Source organism: Spartobacteria bacterium UBA695, assembly GCA_002298145.1.
GTDB lineage: Bacteria > Verrucomicrobiota > Verrucomicrobiia > Chthoniobacterales > Chthoniobacteraceae > UBA695.
This window is the reverse complement of sequence record DBMP01000024.1, coordinates 137,605-153,183: the sequence shown is the minus strand read 5'-3', so window position 1 is coordinate 153,183 and position 15,579 is coordinate 137,605. Positions and strand designations below refer to the sequence as shown.

General features: G+C 62.1%; 13 protein-coding genes. 7 read left to right on the top strand and 6 right to left on the bottom strand.

All coding sequences use genetic code 11. The annotated features are described in order from the left end of the window. Positions 1–206 precede the first annotated feature (206 nt). A complete protein-coding gene (locus tag B2828_RS14085) occupies positions 207–854 on the bottom strand; it encodes an HNH endonuclease (RefSeq protein WP_479634401.1) in 648 nt (215 codons plus the stop codon). A gap of 67 nt (positions 855–921) precedes the next feature. Continuing rightward, the gene (locus B2828_RS14080; protein WP_479634400.1) at positions 922–1,527 is read right to left on the bottom strand and encodes a L,D-transpeptidase family protein; all 606 of its coding nucleotides are present in this window, start codon (positions 1,525–1,527) and stop codon (positions 922–924) included. A gap of 212 nt (positions 1,528–1,739) precedes the next feature. Between B2828_RS14080 and mpl the strand changes: the two genes are divergently transcribed. After that, positions 1,740–3,119 carry a UDP-N-acetylmuramate:L-alanyl-gamma-D-glutamyl-meso-diaminopimelate ligase gene (gene mpl / locus B2828_RS14075; protein ID WP_479634399.1) on the top strand — a complete coding sequence of 460 codons (1,380 nt, stop codon included), beginning with the start codon at positions 1,740–1,742 and terminating at the stop codon, positions 3,117–3,119. Positions 3,120–3,220: 101 nt separating this feature from the next. On the opposite strand, the gene B2828_RS14070 is transcribed toward mpl, so the two are convergent. Both B2828_RS14070 and B2828_RS14065 read right to left on the bottom strand, forming a co-directional pair. Further along, positions 3,221–4,204 carry a PfkB family carbohydrate kinase gene (locus B2828_RS14070; protein ID WP_479634398.1) on the bottom strand — a complete coding sequence of 328 codons (984 nt, stop codon included), beginning with the start codon at positions 4,202–4,204 and terminating at the stop codon, positions 3,221–3,223. A 59-nt stretch (positions 4,205–4,263) separates the two neighbouring features. Continuing rightward, the gene (locus B2828_RS14065; protein WP_479634397.1) at positions 4,264–5,349 is read right to left on the bottom strand and encodes a helix-turn-helix domain-containing protein; all 1,086 of its coding nucleotides are present in this window, start codon (positions 5,347–5,349) and stop codon (positions 4,264–4,266) included. An 81-nt stretch (positions 5,350–5,430) separates the two neighbouring features. On the opposite strand from B2828_RS14065, the gene gmd reads away from it, so the two are divergent. Beyond that, on the top strand, positions 5,431–6,447 hold the full coding sequence (gene gmd, locus B2828_RS14060; protein WP_479634396.1) for a GDP-mannose 4,6-dehydratase: 1,017 nt from the start codon (positions 5,431–5,433) through the stop codon (positions 6,445–6,447). 102 nt (positions 6,448–6,549) lie between these two features. Beyond that, a complete protein-coding gene (locus tag B2828_RS14055) occupies positions 6,550–7,506 on the top strand; it encodes a GDP-L-fucose synthase family protein (RefSeq protein WP_479634395.1) in 957 nt (318 codons plus the stop codon). Positions 7,507–7,732: 226 nt separating this feature from the next. Here the strand turns inward: B2828_RS14055 and B2828_RS14050 are convergent, their stop codons facing one another. Next, positions 7,733–8,335 (bottom strand): exopolysaccharide biosynthesis protein, encoded by a 603-nt coding sequence (locus tag B2828_RS14050; RefSeq protein ID WP_479634394.1) that lies wholly within the window; start codon positions 8,333–8,335, stop codon positions 7,733–7,735. Between the two features lie 149 nt (positions 8,336–8,484). On the opposite strand from B2828_RS14050, the gene B2828_RS14045 reads away from it, so the two are divergent. From B2828_RS14045 to B2828_RS14035, 3 genes are all read left to right on the top strand, one after another. Continuing rightward, positions 8,485–10,308 (top strand): GreA/GreB family elongation factor, encoded by a 1,824-nt coding sequence (locus B2828_RS14045; RefSeq protein WP_479634393.1) that lies wholly within the window; start codon positions 8,485–8,487, stop codon positions 10,306–10,308. Between the two features lie 87 nt (positions 10,309–10,395). Then, a complete protein-coding gene (locus B2828_RS14040) occupies positions 10,396–12,342 on the top strand; it encodes an ABC-F family ATP-binding cassette domain-containing protein (RefSeq protein WP_479634392.1) in 1,947 nt (648 codons plus the stop codon). A gap of 24 nt (positions 12,343–12,366) precedes the next feature. Then, positions 12,367–12,912, top strand: a complete 546-nt coding sequence (locus B2828_RS14035) for a DUF4337 domain-containing protein (RefSeq protein WP_479634391.1) — start codon at positions 12,367–12,369, stop codon at positions 12,910–12,912. Positions 12,913–12,963: 51 nt separating this feature from the next. On the opposite strand, the gene B2828_RS14030 is transcribed toward B2828_RS14035, so the two are convergent. Beyond that, on the bottom strand, positions 12,964–14,394 hold the full coding sequence (locus B2828_RS14030; RefSeq protein ID WP_479634390.1) for an ankyrin repeat domain-containing protein: 1,431 nt from the start codon (positions 14,392–14,394) through the stop codon (positions 12,964–12,966). Between the two features lie 45 nt (positions 14,395–14,439). Between B2828_RS14030 and ispE the strand changes: the two genes are divergently transcribed. Continuing rightward, the gene (gene ispE / locus B2828_RS14025; protein WP_479634389.1) at positions 14,440–15,276 is read left to right on the top strand and encodes a 4-(cytidine 5'-diphospho)-2-C-methyl-D-erythritol kinase; all 837 of its coding nucleotides are present in this window, start codon (positions 14,440–14,442) and stop codon (positions 15,274–15,276) included. The last annotated feature ends 303 nt before the right edge of the window (positions 15,277–15,579 follow it).

The window sequence follows — 15,579 nt, the reverse complement described above, 5'->3', positions numbered from 1 at the left end:
CCTCTAAAGCGGACATAACCCTCTCTGATTCCATCTGCGCACAGAACGAATCAAAGATTCGCAGACAGAAGACGTTCCCAATCTGGAGATTGGGAACGAGGTCAAAATGGCTCAAAAGCGGAGATCCGCAGGGTATTTTAGGCGTTCAGGCCTCTGAATTTGCGCCTTTTGCGCCTTTTTGCGGCCCAACTTTTGCCCCAGAGCCGCTACGCCCCGTCGTTGCCCAGCTCGACGTTCCAGTACGCCACATCCAGGAAGTGTTTCCACGCCTCCTGCTGCGCGCCGCTGTACTTGAACTGAAGGAACGGACGCCATTTCGGGCGTTCGGGCTTCTTAATAAGGCGCATCCCGGCCTCGTGCGGCAGGCGGTTGGCCTTGCGGCTATTGCAAGGAATGCACGAGCAGACAATATTTTCCCAGGTCGTCTTGCCCCCCCGGTCGCGCGGCAGCACGTGGTCGAGGTTCAACTCCTTGCGGTCGAAAACCTTGCCGCAATACTGACAAGTGTTTTTATCCCGCTCAAAGATGTTGTTGCGAGTAAACTTGATCTCCTTCTTGAGCGTCCGGTCGAAAAAGAGCAGCACGATGACGCGCGGAATGCGGATTCTGAAGGAAATCGTTTTGACCATCTCCGGCTCCGGCTCGCGAACGGAAAAATCGCGCCAACTCTCGAAGTCGTGCGTTGTGTAATTATTTTCCCCGTCACGAGAGACAATCTGCGCGTGGCCTTGGCAGATGAGCGTGAAGGCCCTACGGACGGTGGTGACATTGACGGCTTGCCACAGCCGGTTCAAAACCAACACCTGACGGTTAAGCAGGGAAAGATTCTGGTCGAAGATGCGCCAGAATAGCATCCTCCCTCTCTGGCGTCAAACGGAAGGAAGGTTACATTTTCGTGGCTTTTGCCGCGTATGTAGGACCTTAGTGGACCACTTCCACCGTCGTGCCGATTTTCACCCGCTGGTAGAACATCGGCGCGATTTCCGCTGGCATCCGGATGCAGCCGTGGGAGGCCGGGTAGCCCGGTAGAATCCCGATATGCATCCCCACCCCCTCGGAGATCCGCATGAAATAATACATCGGGGCCCCCTCGAAATGCGTGCCGCTCGGAGCCGAATCAATCCGGGAGCTGACCCCCGCCCGCACCACGCGCCCCTGGCTGTCGACAAAGTTGCCGTAAATGTTGGACCGGTGGTCCGGGTCCTTTTCCTGAACATGGAAGCACCCCGTCGGCGTCATCCCCGCGGCCTTGCCGGAGGAAATCGGCGTATCAATGGCGATCTCATTGCCCACGAGGAGGTAAGCCCGCTGTTTGCCCAGCGAGACGAGTACGTGGGCGTTGCCGGACGTCACGCGCTCCAGCACCCGGGGAACCACCTGGGGCGGGTCCTGCTTGCGGAGCGATTCGCTGGCCTTTTTCACACCGAAAAGCCCGAAAAACGCGGCCGGAGCCGAAGCGCCAGACCACGCCAGCACGATTCCCACGAGGATCATCGGAGCGAAGTAGCGTAGCAGTTTAGTTCTCATTGCGGGCGGAACGGTGCGTTGTTTCTTAATGACACCGGGTTGCACGATCAATCGAAAAACTCGATTTGTTTATCCTTCATCTAGAAATGGCGCGCGGCCACACCGTTTCGGACGGAACACTTTTGCCGCCATAACGCGCCCGCCCCAAGGCGAAAAGAGGCGAAGCGTTGCTTTTTTCCCGCGCCTGCGCTTTGCTGGGCGCCTCATTCCACATGAACGTTCAACACATCCACTTCCTTGGCATCTGCGGCACGGCCATGGGGTCCGTCGCGGCGGCCCTGCAAGAACGCGGCTTCACGGTCACCGGCTCGGACGAAAACGTCTACCCCCCGATGTCCACCTTCCTAGAGGAGAAAGGCGTTAAAATCACCCCCGGCTACCGTCCCGAAAACCTGCCGGAGAGCGCCCAGCTCATCGTCGTGGGCAATGCCATGAAGCGCGGCAACCCAGAGGTGGAGGCCGTCCTCAACCGGAAGCTCTACTACCTTTCGCTGCCCGAAACGCTCAAGGAATTCTTCCTGCGCGGCCGCCACAACCTCGTCGTCTGCGGCACGCACGGCAAAACCACCACCACCTCGCTGCTGACCTGGATTTTGGAAACCGCGAAGTTCGAGCCCAGCTATCTTATCGGCGGCATCCCCAAGAACCTCGGCCAGGGGGCGCGCTTCCGCGATTCCGCCTACGTTGTCCTCGAAGGCGACGAATACGACACGGCCTTCTTCGACAAACGCAGCAAATTCGTTCACTACATGCCCGAGGTGGCCATCGTGAACAACATTGAGTTCGACCACGCCGACATTTTCAACAACATCGACGAAATCAAGCTGAGCTTCCGCCGGATGCTCAACATCGTCCCCGGCAACGGCCTGGCGCTCCTCAACGCCGACGACGCCAACTGCCTCGACGTCCAGAAAACCTGCCCCGCGCCGACGAAAACCGTCGGCTTCGGCGAGCACGCCGACTACCGCATCGAGGCGGCGCAATACACACCCGCTGGCTCCGAGTTCACGCTTTTCGGCACCCGCTTCGCCCTCCAGCTCGTGGGCGAATACAACGTGCGCAACGCCGCCATGGCCATCGCGGCCGCCCGGTTCTACGAGATTCCGCTGGAGACGATCCAGAAAGCGGTCGCCAGCTTCGAGGGCGTCCTACGCCGCCAGGAAGTGCGCGGCGAGGTGCGCGGGATCAAGATCATCGACGACTTTGGCCATCACCCGACGGCCATCAAGCAAACCCTCGCCGGGCTGCGCCACCAGTACCCCGGCGCGCGGCTCTGGGCCATCTTCGAGCCCCGCTCGAACACCACGCGGCGGGCCGTCTTCCAGCACGAACTCCCCAAGGCCTTTGCCGACGCCGACGGCGTCATCATCGCCAAGGTGGCCCGGATGGATCAGCTCGCAGAAGCCGAGCGGCTCCACCCCGAGCAGGTCATCGCCGACATCGCCGCCACCGGCAAACCGGCCTTCTACGAACCGGGCGTCAGCGAGATCATCGCCCGCCTGAAACCGCTCGCCCAGAGCGGCGACATCGTCGCGGTCTTTAGCAACGGCGGCTTCGACGGCATCCACGCCCGGCTGCTTAAGGAGCTATAGGCATCGCCCGCGAAAAAGAGAGCAATAGAACTCAAAACAGGCCGCGCCCGTATCCCCGGACGCGGCTTTTCTTTTTAGGATAGATAAGAAAATCCGCGCGCCTACCGCGCCACGCCCACCTGCACGCCCTTGGCTAAGAACGTGTCAATTTCCTCCCGGCTGCTCTTGGCAAAATCGCCCGGGATGGTGTGCTTGAGACACGCCGCCGCCACGGCGAATTCAATGGCGTAACGCGGGTCATGCTTCTCCCAGAGCGAGGCGATGAGCGCGCCCGCGAAGGCATCCCCGCCCCCGAGCGGTTCCAGAATGGCGCAGCGAAACCAGTCCGTGGTAAAGACCGTTTTCTCATCCGCCCAAGCCGCCGCCCGGAAGTGGCGCTCGTGCTCGTCGGTATTGCGCAGGGCAAAGGCGACGCTCTTAATGCCAAACTTCCGCCGAGTCTTGTCGGCCACCTCCGCCGGAGTCTCGCCCTCGATGCCGAAGAGCTCCTTTACCTGCCCGGCATTGGCAATAAAAAGATCCAGCCCCTCCAGCATCGGCTCCATGGTCTTGCGCGCCTGCTCGCGCGTCCAGAGCTTGCTACGGTAGTTGAGGTCCAGGCTGGTGTGGATGCCCAGCTTGCGGGCCGTGGCCAGGGCATCGGCAGTCGCCCGGGCGGATTTGGGCGAAAGCGCCGCCGTGATGCCGGAAGTATGGAGCCAGTCGATATCCTCCAGCAGCCGGGGCCAGTCGTAACTCTCCGGCGCGGCCTCCGAAATCGCCGAGCCCTCGCGGTCGTAAATCACCTCCGAGCCGCGCTGGCCAAATCCGTATTCGAAAAAGTAAATCCCCAGCCGGTGCCCGGCGCGGAGGATCCGGTCCGTCTGCACCCCCCAGAAATTCAGGTGATGCAGCGCCGTATCGGCCACTTTATTCGCGGGCAGGACCGAGAGGAACTCCACATGGTGCCCCAGAGCGGCAGCCGCCACGGCCACATTGGCCTCCGCTCCCGCAAAGATGGCCTCGAACATCGTCGATTGGGCAATTCGCGAGTGCCCGGGCGGGCTCAAGCGCAACAAGATCTCTCCAAAGGTAGCTAGTTTCACAATGGCTCTAGATGATGCGGGAAAGCGGAAACTTTTTCAGCCTAAAAGAGAGCGCGATTTCACCCCCGGCGGAACTCGCTCGGCGTCCGCCCCGTCCAGCGCCGGAAAGCCGTGGAAAAAACGCACGGCTCCGGGTAGCCGCACAGCCGCGCAATCTCCTGCACACTTTGCGCCGTCGTGGTAAGCAGCGTCTCCGCCCGCTCCCGCCGCAGCCCCTCAAGGTAGCGCGAGGGGCTCGTCCCGTGGGCATTCTGCATGGCGGTTTCAAACGAACGCCGCGACATCCCCGCGATCCGGCAGAGATCGGCCACTTGCAGCGGCTCCTCCAGATTACTGCGGGCGTAGATGAGCGCCCGGTCCAGCCCCGTCGGCGAGCGCAGGCTGCTCTTGCGCTCGTGCAAAATACCGACCGGACGCAGCTCCGTCGCCGCCGCATTGCCCAGGAGACAATCCGCCGCGATCCGCCCCAGCTCGCGCCCCGGCAGGGCATAGCTCGAAAGCGGAATCCCCGCGTAGAGCGACTCCAGGCGGTCATCCCCCACCCCGATCACGGCCACATCATCCGGAATGCGCCGCCCCAGCTCGCGGGCCGCCCCCACCGCCAGCCGCGCCTGCCGGTCCGAACCCGCGAATACCCCCAGCGGCCCCGGAACCTGCCTCAGCGCCTCGCGGATCTGCGCCTGCGAAACGCCGCTAACCACCGCAAACGGCTCCACCTCCCGCGAAAACCCCTCCAGCAACCTTTCAGACGCATATTGCCCCGGCGAACCGATAAACACATACTCCCCCGCCCCATCCGCCCGGAGCGCTTGAGCCGCCCCCTGGCCCATCGCCACGAAATCCGGCTCCACATTCGGCACCGACGGGATCCGCGAACACTGCGCCAGCTGCACCACCCTCACCCCGCCCTCCCGCAGCGGCAGCAGCCACGCCTCGCTTACAAAATCCCCAATAGCCCCCGCCAGCTCCTTCATCCCCACCAGCCGCCTCAGCGCCCCTTCGTAACCGCCCGAAAGCACCAGGATCTCCAGCCCGCGCACCGCCGCAAGCCCACTTTTTATTCCTTCCAATACGGCCAATTCAGCCTCGGTAATCGAAGGAAATGCCACGGCGACCACACCGGAAATAGAGGCAGATTTTCGCATTAGTTTTGCGCATTTCCTAAAGCATGTTTTGCGCGTTTGCGCAATTACAAAAGCACGTTCTTCCGCTTCAATAACGGCCACATGAAGAAAGCACTCATTACCGGCATCACAGGACAGGATGGATCCTATCTGGCGGAGTTGCTGCTCCAAAAAGGCTACGAAGTCCACGGCATCATCCGGCGGTCTTCAACGTTTAACACGAGCCGCATCGAGCACATCTACAACGACCCGCACGCCAAGGGAGGCCACCTTTTCCTTCATTACGGCGACCTGGCCGACTCAGTCCAGATGGTCAAGCTTCTCTATGATTTGAAGCCCGACGAAATCTACAACCTCGGCGCCCAGAGCCACGTGCGCGTCTCCTTCGACGTGCCCGAATACACCGGCGACGTCACCGGCCTCGGCGCCATCCGCATCCTGGAAGCCATCCGCGAATCCGGCCTGGCCCAGGACGTCCGCTACTACCAGGCCTCCTCCTCCGAAATGTTCGGCAAAGTCGCCGAAGTACCCCAGAGCGAGACCACCCCCTTCCACCCGCGCTCCCCCTACGGCTGCGCCAAAGTGTTCGCCTACTGGCTCACCGTCAACTACCGCGAAGCCTACAACCTGCACGCCTCCAACGGCATCCTCTTCAACCACGAAAGCCCGCGCCGCGGCGAGACCTTCGTCACCCGGAAAATCACCCGGGCCGCCACGCGCATCAAGATGGGCCTGCAAGACTCCCTCTACCTCGGCAACCTGGAAGCCAAGCGCGACTGGGGCTACGCCAAGGAATACGTCGAAGTCATGTGGCTCATGCTCCAGCAGGATAAACCGGACGACTACGTCTGCGCCACCGGCGAGACCCACACCATCCGGGAATTCTGCGAAGAATGCTTCGGCCTCCTCGGCCTCGACTGGCAGAAATACGTCAAACACGACGCCCGCTACGAGCGCCCAAGCGAAGTCGATCTCTTGATCGGCGACCCGTGCAAACTCAAGCGCCAGATCAACTGGGAGCCCAAAGTCCGCTTCAAAGAACTCGTGCGCATCATGACCGAGGCCGACCTCGAACTCGCTCGCCGCGAACTGGCCTACAACGAAACGGCCGGGAAATAAGAAAAAACTCACCACAGAGTGTCACGGAGAACACAGAGGCCGAAAAGAGGCGTCTGTGTTTTCTGCTATTCGGAAACCTTCGTTTTTCTCCTAAAAATTCTTATGCAAATTGATCCATCCAAACGCATCTACGTGGCGGGCCACCGGGGCATGGTCGGAGCCGCCATCGTCCGGGCGCTCCAGGCGCGGGGATGCTGCAACCTCATCCTCCGCACCCACGCCGAGCTCGACCTCTGCGAACAAGCGGCCGTGCGCGACTTCTTCGCCAAGGAAAAACCGGAAATCGTCATCGTCGCGGCGGCGAAAGTCGGCGGCATCCACGCCAACGCCACCTACCCGGCGGACTTCATCCACGTCAACCTCGCCAGCGCCCACAACGTCATCCACGAAGCCTACACCCACGGCGTCGAGCACCTCCTCTTCCTCGGCAGCTCGTGCATTTACCCGCGCGAAGCCCCCCAGCCAATGCAGGAAGAGTGCCTGCTCACCTCCCCCCTGGAGCCGACCAACGAAGCCTACGCCATCGCCAAAATCGCCGGCCTCAAGCTCTGCCAGCACTACCGCAAGCAGTACGGCGTCCTCTTCCACTCCGCCATGCCGACGAACCTCTACGGCCCCGGCGACAACTACCACCCACAGAACTCCCACGTCCTGCCCGCCCTGTTGCGCCGCTTCCACGAAGCCGTGCAAACCCACGCCCCCACCGTCACCCTCTGGGGCACCGGCGTAGCGCTGCGCGAATTCCTGCACGTCGACGACCTCGCCGAAGCCTGCATGGCCACCCTGCAAATGGACAACCCGCCGGACTGGATCAACGTCGGCTACGGCTCCGACGTCACCATCGCCGAGCTCGCCCGGACCATCGCGCGCGTCACCGGTTTCAAAGGCGAACTCCTCTGGGACCCGACCAAACCCGACGGCACCCCGCGCAAATACATGGACAGCTCCAAACTGCTCGCCACCGGCTGGCGGCCAAAGTACGACCTCGAAGCTGGCATCCGGCACACCTACGCCGACTTCCTCAGCGGACTAGAACAAGGCGGCCTGCGGGAAAAATAGCCCTAGCGCCCGGAAATCTTTCCCCCAAACGTCCCACCCCGGGTTCCGGCTCGCGGTGGGACGTTTTTTTACGCCCACGCCTCCCGAATACCAACACGTACAAAGACGGAAAAAAGGCAGTGGTTTCACGCAAAGCCGCAAAGAAGGAGAACGCCTGCCTTTGTCTTCTTTGCGCCTTTGCGGCTTTGCGTGAGTATCTCCCCGCTTTCTTCCTAACGGCGAGCCCTTAAAACAACCGGTGCAGCGCCTGGAACCCAGCCTTTCCCGCCCAGATCCACGCCCCGAAATAAACCCACGCCAGCACCCCAAACCCATAGCCCGCCAGAATAAAAAGCCCGTCGCGCTCCATCAGCCCGGCGGCGAGCAACAGGATCGACACCGTCGGCAGCGTATTCATCACCGGCACCATGATCGGCAAAAAGAGAAACACCCCGCCCGAGGCAATCGCCAGCCCGATCAGCGCCCGCATCAACGCCCCCTCATACATCCCAGCCCACCGGGGCCGGGCCACCCGCTCCATCGCCCCCACCACCCGGATCAGCCCCCGCAGAATCCGCTCCAGCACCCGGGAGGGCAGCTCGCGACGCAGCACACTTTGCGGCAGCCACGGCTTGCGTCCGCACGCCAGGCGCAGCCCCATCCCCATGATCGCCAGGCCAAACGGCGTCGAGAGCCCCGGCACACTTGGCACCAGAAACGGAGCCGCCAAGAGCATCATCAGCAAAGCAAAGCCCCGGCTCTGCAAGCGCGCCTCCATTTCCCCAACGCAGAGCGGGCGTAACCGGGCTTCTTCCAGGAGAATATGAAGATCTTCGGAAAGACGGGGCATGAAGGTGTATCGTAGGCGAAAAGGAGGTAAAAACAGTGCTCAATCAGCGCAAAGAAAGCGCTCAGCATGAAATGCCTTTTTTGGCGGGAAAAAGAAACTTTAATTTTCGTTAGCCAATCCCGCGCCGGTTCCCTATCTTAATAAATCCTATGCAAGCAGAGATTGAAAAAGCCGTCCAAGCGGGCAAACTCACTCCAGATACCGCCACATCCCTAGAAAAGCTCCCTGAGGGGACCTACTGTCTGCATAAAAGCTGGGGGTTCGGGCGCATCGCCGAAATCAATTTCCTCCTCAACCAGGCCACCATCGACTTCAAGACCAAAAAGGGCCACACCATGCAGCTCGATTACGCTGCCGAGTCGCTGACCCCCCTTCCCGAGGACCACATCCTCGTGCGCAAAGTCACCGAAGCCGACACCGTCAAGAGCCTCGCCAAGGAAGACCCCGTCGCCCTCGTCCGCTCCATCCTCGAAAACTTCGGCGGCCGCGCCAACCAGGACCAGATAGCCCAGTCCCTCTCGGGCGAAATTTTCAACGAAGCCGAATTCAAACGCTGGTGGGACTCGACCAAGAAACTCCTCAAAAAAGACGGCCTCATCGCCTTCCCCACCAAGAAATCCGAGCCCATCGTGCTCCGCGAGAAACCGATCTCGCACACCGACGAACTGCTTGCCGCCTTCAACTCCGCGCGCCAGACCAAGGCCCAGATCAACGCCCTCGACCAGATCCTCAAGAGCATCGACGAATTCAAAGGCAGCAATGAACTCGCCGCCGTCGTCGCCACCGTCGAAGACGCCGCGCAAAAAACCCGCCGCCTCAACACCGCCCAAGCCCTGGAGCTCATCCTCGAGCGCGACGAAATCGCCTCCATCACCGGCCTGCCCAAAGGCGAAGGCTCGATCACTCTGAACGAAATCCTCGTCGAAGAAGAACGCCGCCTGCACGAGATCCTCAACGACGTACCCGCCGCCAAACAGCGCCGCGTCCTGGCCGCCTTCCCCTCCGCCTATGGCGACCAATGGGTAGAGAAAATCCTCTCGCTGATGAGCAAGAGCAGCGTGCGCGTCGTCACCGAAAGCGCCCGCATCCTCCTCGACCAGGACAAAAAAGCCGAGTACCAGCACGAACTCGAACGCTGGCTGGGCGACCACACCATCTCCACCGAAGTCCTCACCTGGCTCTGCAAAGAGCGCGGCGGCGTCTTCGCCTCCATGGTCGATGCCCGCGTCCTCTCCGCCACCCTCTCCGCCCTGGAGCGCGACCAGTTCAACGACATCAAGCGCGGCACCAAGCTCCACGACCTCATCCTGGAAGACCGCGAACTCATCCCCGACATGCTCGCCGGAGCCACCCCCGAAACCGTCCGCGACACCATCCGCAAAGTGATGCTCTCCGGCGTCTTCGAGGAACTCAACAAGCGCTCCATCCTGGGCCGCATCGTCCGGATCTACCCCGAAATGGAGTCCATGATCGCGGGCGACAACCTCACCGAAAAACAAGAAGCCCTCATCGTCTCCTGGGAAAGCCTCGAAAAGCGCAAGATCGAGCTCGACGAACTCGTCAACAAGAAGATCCCCGAGAACATCAAAGAAATCTCCGTCGCCCGCTCCTACGGCGACCTTCGCGAGAACTTCGAGTTCAAGGCCGCCAAGGAAATGCAGCGCGTCCTCTCGCGGCGCCGCGCGGAAATGGAGCGCGATCTCTCAATCGCCCGGGGCACCGACTTTAAGAATCCCGACACCAAGGTCGTCAACATCGGCACCAAAGTCACCATCAAGGAAGCTGACGGCACCACCGACGTCTACAGCATCCTGGGCGCCTGGGACAGCGACCCCAAGGCCGGCATCATCTCCTACAAAGCGCAGATCGCACAGGTCCTCATCAGCCACGGCGTCGGCGAAAAGCTCAACGTCCCGACCGAGCACGGCGACCGCCTCGCGGAAATCGTCAAAATCGAAGCCGCGCGGCCCTAGTCACTAGAAAAGTCTCACGCATAGACGCAGAGGCGCAAAGGAGTTTTCTTTTGCGCCTTTTTGCAACCCGAGGACGTTGTTTTTTCCGTGCTAACCATCTCTCAGCTCAGCAAATCATTCGGCGGCCGCGTCCTCTTTGAGAACGCCTCCCTCCAGGTCAACCGTGGCGACCGCATCGGGCTCGTCGGCCCCAACGGCGCGGGAAAAACCACCCTCTTTTCGCTGATCATGGGCGATGCCCAGGCCGACGACGGCGCGGTATCGCTCGAACGCTCCGCCACGCTGGGCTACCTGCCGCAGGAAAGCGCCCCGGTAAGCGAAGAAACCGTCCTCGAACTCGCCTGCGCCGTCACCCCCGCCATCGCCAGCGCCCAGCGCATCATGCGCACCGCCGCGGAGGATTCGCCCGAGTACCACGAAGCGCTGCGTGTATTCGACGAAGCCGACGGCTGGCGGCTCGAACCCAAAGCCAAGCGCATCCTGGCGGGCCTCGCCTTCCGCACCTCCGACTTCGAGCGCCCGGCCCGGACGCTCAGCGGCGGCTGGGTCATGCGAGCCCACCTCGCCCGCCTCCTCGTCATGGAGCCCGATCTCCTCCTGCTGGACGAACCGACCAACCACCTCGACCTGGAGTCCCTCGGCTGGTTCCAGCAGTACCTCGCCTCCTACCCGGGTGCGATCCTGATGATCTCGCACGACCGCGAATTCCTCAACGCGCTCGTCGGCTCCATCGTCGAGATCGCGCAAAAGCGCCTCCACCGTTACCGGGGCAACTGGGATAGCTACGTGGCAGAGAAAGTCGCCCGCGACGCCCAGCAGCTCGCCGCGTACAAAAACCAGCAGAAGGAAATCGCCGCGCTCCAGGACTTCTACAACCGCTTCCACGCCAAGGCCACCAAAGCCACCCAGGCCCAGAGCAAACTCAAGCAAATCGAGCGGATGGAGAAAATCGAGGCCCCCGCCTCCGCGCAAAAAACCGTCCACTTCCACTTTCCCCAGCCGCCCCGCAGCGGCCAGCGCGTCATCACCCTGAATCATATCGACCACGCCTACGGCGACCTCTGCGTCTACCGCGGCCTCGACTTCCAAGCCGAGCGCGGCCAGCGCACCGTCTTAGTCGGCCCCAACGGCGCGGGCAAATCGACCCTCATCAAACTCCTCGCGGGCGTCCTCCCCGTCCAGAGCGGCACACGCGAACTGGGCCACAACGTCAAAGTCGGCTACTTCTCCCAATACCGCGTCGAGATGCTCAACCCCAAGCACACCGTGCTCCAGAGCGTCCAGGACATGGACAAGCCCCCCTCCGAACAAGAGTCCCGCACCGTCCTCGGCTCCTTCCTCTTCCAGGGCGACGACGTCTTCAAGCCTGTCTCCGTCCTGAGCGGCGGCGAAAAAACCCGCCTCGCCCTCGTGCGCCTGCTGCTCGACCCGCCCAACCTCATGCTGATGGACGAGCCGACCACACACTTGGACGTCGGCTCGATTGACGCGCTCATCAACGCGCTCAAGCAGTACGAAGGGACGCTGCTCTTCATCAGCCACGACGTCCACTTCATCCGCTCCATCGCCACCTCCGTCCTGCACATCAGCGCGGGGAAACCGGCGTTTTACCCGGGCGATTACCAATACTTCCTCGACAAAACGCGGGCCGAATCCGAACGTGCCGCCCTTGTCTCCGGAGAAAAGCTCCACAACGCCCAGCCCGGGGCCAACCCGGCCGCGCCCGCCGACGCCTCCACAGCCTCCGCCCCGATGGGCATGCGCGAACAGCGAGAGAAGCGCCGCGCCGAAGCCGACGCCCGCAAAGCCGCCTCCGCACTCCGGCGCGAAGAGGAAAAGCGCATCCAGGCCCTCGAAGCGAAAATCCTCGCCCTCGAATGCCGCCAAAAGGAGCTCACCGCCGAGCTGGAAAAACCGGAATCCTACGCCGCCGGGGGCAACGCCATGGAGCTTAACCGCGAATTGATGGCCGTCACCGAAGACCTGGAACGGGCTAACGCCGCATGGGAAAAGGCGGCGGAAAAGCTCGCGTAAACTTAGTCCGAGCCACCGATACCTATGGAAGAACCCGAAGTCCCACTCGAACACCTGCAAGAACATGTCGAAAAGCATGCCCATGCTTCCGGGGAACGATGGGTCGCATGGGTGGCTCTAAGCACCGCGATTTTGGCAGCCTTTGCGGCGGTATGCAGCCTGCTGGCCGGGTTCCACGCCAACGAAGCGATGGTAAATGAAATCGAGTCGGCCAATCAGTGGGCCTTTTACCAGTCCAAAGGAATCAAAGCGGCGGTGCTCGGCACCCGGACGGAAATCCTAAAGGCTCTCGACAAACCGGCAAGCGCCACGGATGAAACCAAGCTGGATGAATACGCCAAGGAACAGCAACAGATTCGGACGGAAGCAGAACACCGGCGAGCCAAAGCCGAGGCCCATCTTCATCAACACGTCATTTTGGCCCGTGGCGTAACGATGTTCCAGATCGCCATAGCCGTCGCCGCCATCGCGGCCCTGACGAGGAAACGCCATTTTTGGATGATTGGCCTCGCCTTTGGCGCCCTCGGCTGCGTTTTCTTGCTGCAAGGCATCCTACCCTATCACGGATAGAAGCAGCCGGGGCTGAGGTCGGCAAATGGCTCAGACCACCCGAACCGCCTGCTACTGCGAAATCGTCACGAGCGTGCCGACTTCCACCTCGCGAAACAGCTTCATGGCCGAATCATACGGCAGCCGGATGCACCCGTGCGAAGCCGGATAACCCGGCACCACCCCGGCATGCATGCCGAAGTCCCGGCAGCTCATCCGCATGAAATACGGCATGCACGCCCCGTGGTAAATGGACGACATCCGCAGCTTATCCTTATCCGTCACCACAAAGCGCCCCGTCGGCGTCGGGTAGCCGGGTTTACCGGTCGAAACCGGCGTCACCATCGCCACCTGGCCGTCCTTGTAGAACACCGCCCGCTGGCGGTTGATCGAGACATCCACCCACATCTTCTGATCCTCCTGGCGCGGGCTCTTACCGAGTAAGACTTGCAGCATTTCCGGGGAAGCGTCGTAGCGCGAGGCGAAATCCATCGCCGTCATCCGGCAACGCCCCGTGTGCGCCGAACGCCGCGCACCGCAGGCCAGCAGCGCCTGCACGCAATCCAGCCGCCCCTGCGCCGCCGCCACCATCAGCACCGTGAACCCTGAATCCGATTCCAGGTATTCGCGGAAACTGCGGTTTTTGATCCACTGCGCAAAAGACTTGTCCACCGGGCTTTCCAGCGGCGTATTCGGGTCCACCCCGCACTCCAGCAGGAGAAAGAACTGATCCACCGTCCCCCACACCAGCGTGTAAGCCAGGAGCGGCTGGCGCGAATCCTCCAGCGTCGGCGGCTCCCAGTGGGCCGCCAGCAGCGAGCGAATCATCGGCCGGTCCTTCGTCCGGACCGCCGCGTAAAGCGCCTCGCGCGTGGCCGGGCACCAGGAGCGCGGCGCGCGCGCCCACAAGAGCGGCTCGATCACCGCAAGATTCCACGTCTCCAGCCCATACGTCAGCGGCGTTCCTCCGTCGCAGCCCACCATGTCCGGATCGGCCCCGTGGCCGAGCAGCCAATCCACCGTCGGAACCGACTGGGCGCGAATGGCATAGAAAAGCGCTGTGTGGGCCTGCCCATCCATCTGGTTCACGTCGGCCCCCTGCCCGAGGAGCCCCTCCATACGCGGGATATCCGCCTGCCCTGCCGCCTGCATAAAGAGCGTCCGGCCCGCACTGTCGCAGGTCCACGGATCGGGCGGCTGCACACTCGTGCGCACTGGCTCGGATTTGGGCGGCGGAATCGGCAGCCGGATTTCGTTGCGGTCAGGGACCGGCGTCGGCGTCGCTTCCGGAGAATCCGGCTGAGGCGCCACCCGCGGCCCGGCAGATGGGGACGCAAGCGGCGGCTGTTTCTCGGCAACCGGCGGAAGCGGTGAGGGATTGATGAGCGCATTGGCCAGCGCGCTAACCAGCAACGCCAGCCCTCCCCCAATCGCGGCCCCCACCAGCCACTCTGTAAGTCGATTTGCCCACGTCCCCACGCCGAGGTTTCGGGACCTGAGCAAAAAATGGACGGGAAGCCCTCGGCCTGCTACGCTTTTGACCCTCTCATGCAACGCAAAGCACCGGCCAAAATCAACCTCTCGCTCGCCATCAAGGGGAAGCGCCCCGATGGGTTTCACGAACTCGAATCGCTGATGGTCCCCCTCACCCTGGCCGATACGCTGAGCCTGGAGAAAGCCCCCGGCCTGACCTTTGCGTGCAGCGACCCCTCGCTGCCGTGTGACGACTCGAACCTCGTGGTCCGGGCTGCCCGCCGGTTTTTCGAAACGCTCAAGGCGGCCCCCTCCATCCACATTCACCTGGAGAAAGCCATTCCCCACGGCGCGGGCCTCGGCGGCGGCAGTTCAGATGCCGCCAACACACTGCTGGCCCTCAACGAACTTTTCGCCGCCCCGCTTTCGCCCGAAACGATCCACGCCCTGGCGGCGGAACTCGGCTCGGACGTCCCGTTTTTCCTCGCCGGAGGAGCCGCGTTTTGCCGGGGCCGGGGGGAAATCGTCGAACCGGTTGTGTTTTCGCAAAAAATTCCGCTGCTTTTGATTAAACCCGCTTTTGGCGTACCGACCCCCTGGGCGTATAGCCGATGGAAAGACTCCCGGGAAATCCCCGAAGTCCCCTACGGCCCGCAGAGCTTTTCGTGGGGAACCCTCGTTAACGACCTGGAGCGGCCCGTGTTTGAGAAACACCTCTTCCTGCCCACCCTGAAACGCTGGCTCCTGCGCCAGCCGGAAACCGCCGGAGCACTTATGTCCGGATCGGGGTCCACCAGCTTCGCCGTACTGCGCGAGGAAACCGGCGGCCCGGCCCTCCAAGCGCGGGTAAAAGAGGAGTTCGGCGACGTCTGGACCTGCCTCTGCCAAACGGAAACGAAGTTTCCGGGATGAGGTGCAGGAGGCAATGCCTCCTGCCGGAGGGTTTGGGAGGCAGAGCCTCCCATCTGCCTTTTCCGGCAAGGCGGGCTTTTACCCACCTTTTCAAAGCGGCGTTTTGAATAAACCCGCGATTTCATTCCACGAATGCCCGCCTTGCCGCCCCGAAAAGAGCGCAGCGATTTTTCGGGGCTCGGGGCGAGCAAGAGGATAAGCGCCCAAGGCGCTTGGCGGAGTCGCTTCGCTCTCCAGCGCGTGCAAGGCGGGCGATAGGGCCTTGTAAAAACGCCACGGTTTTTTTGAGCCCGCCATTGCAGA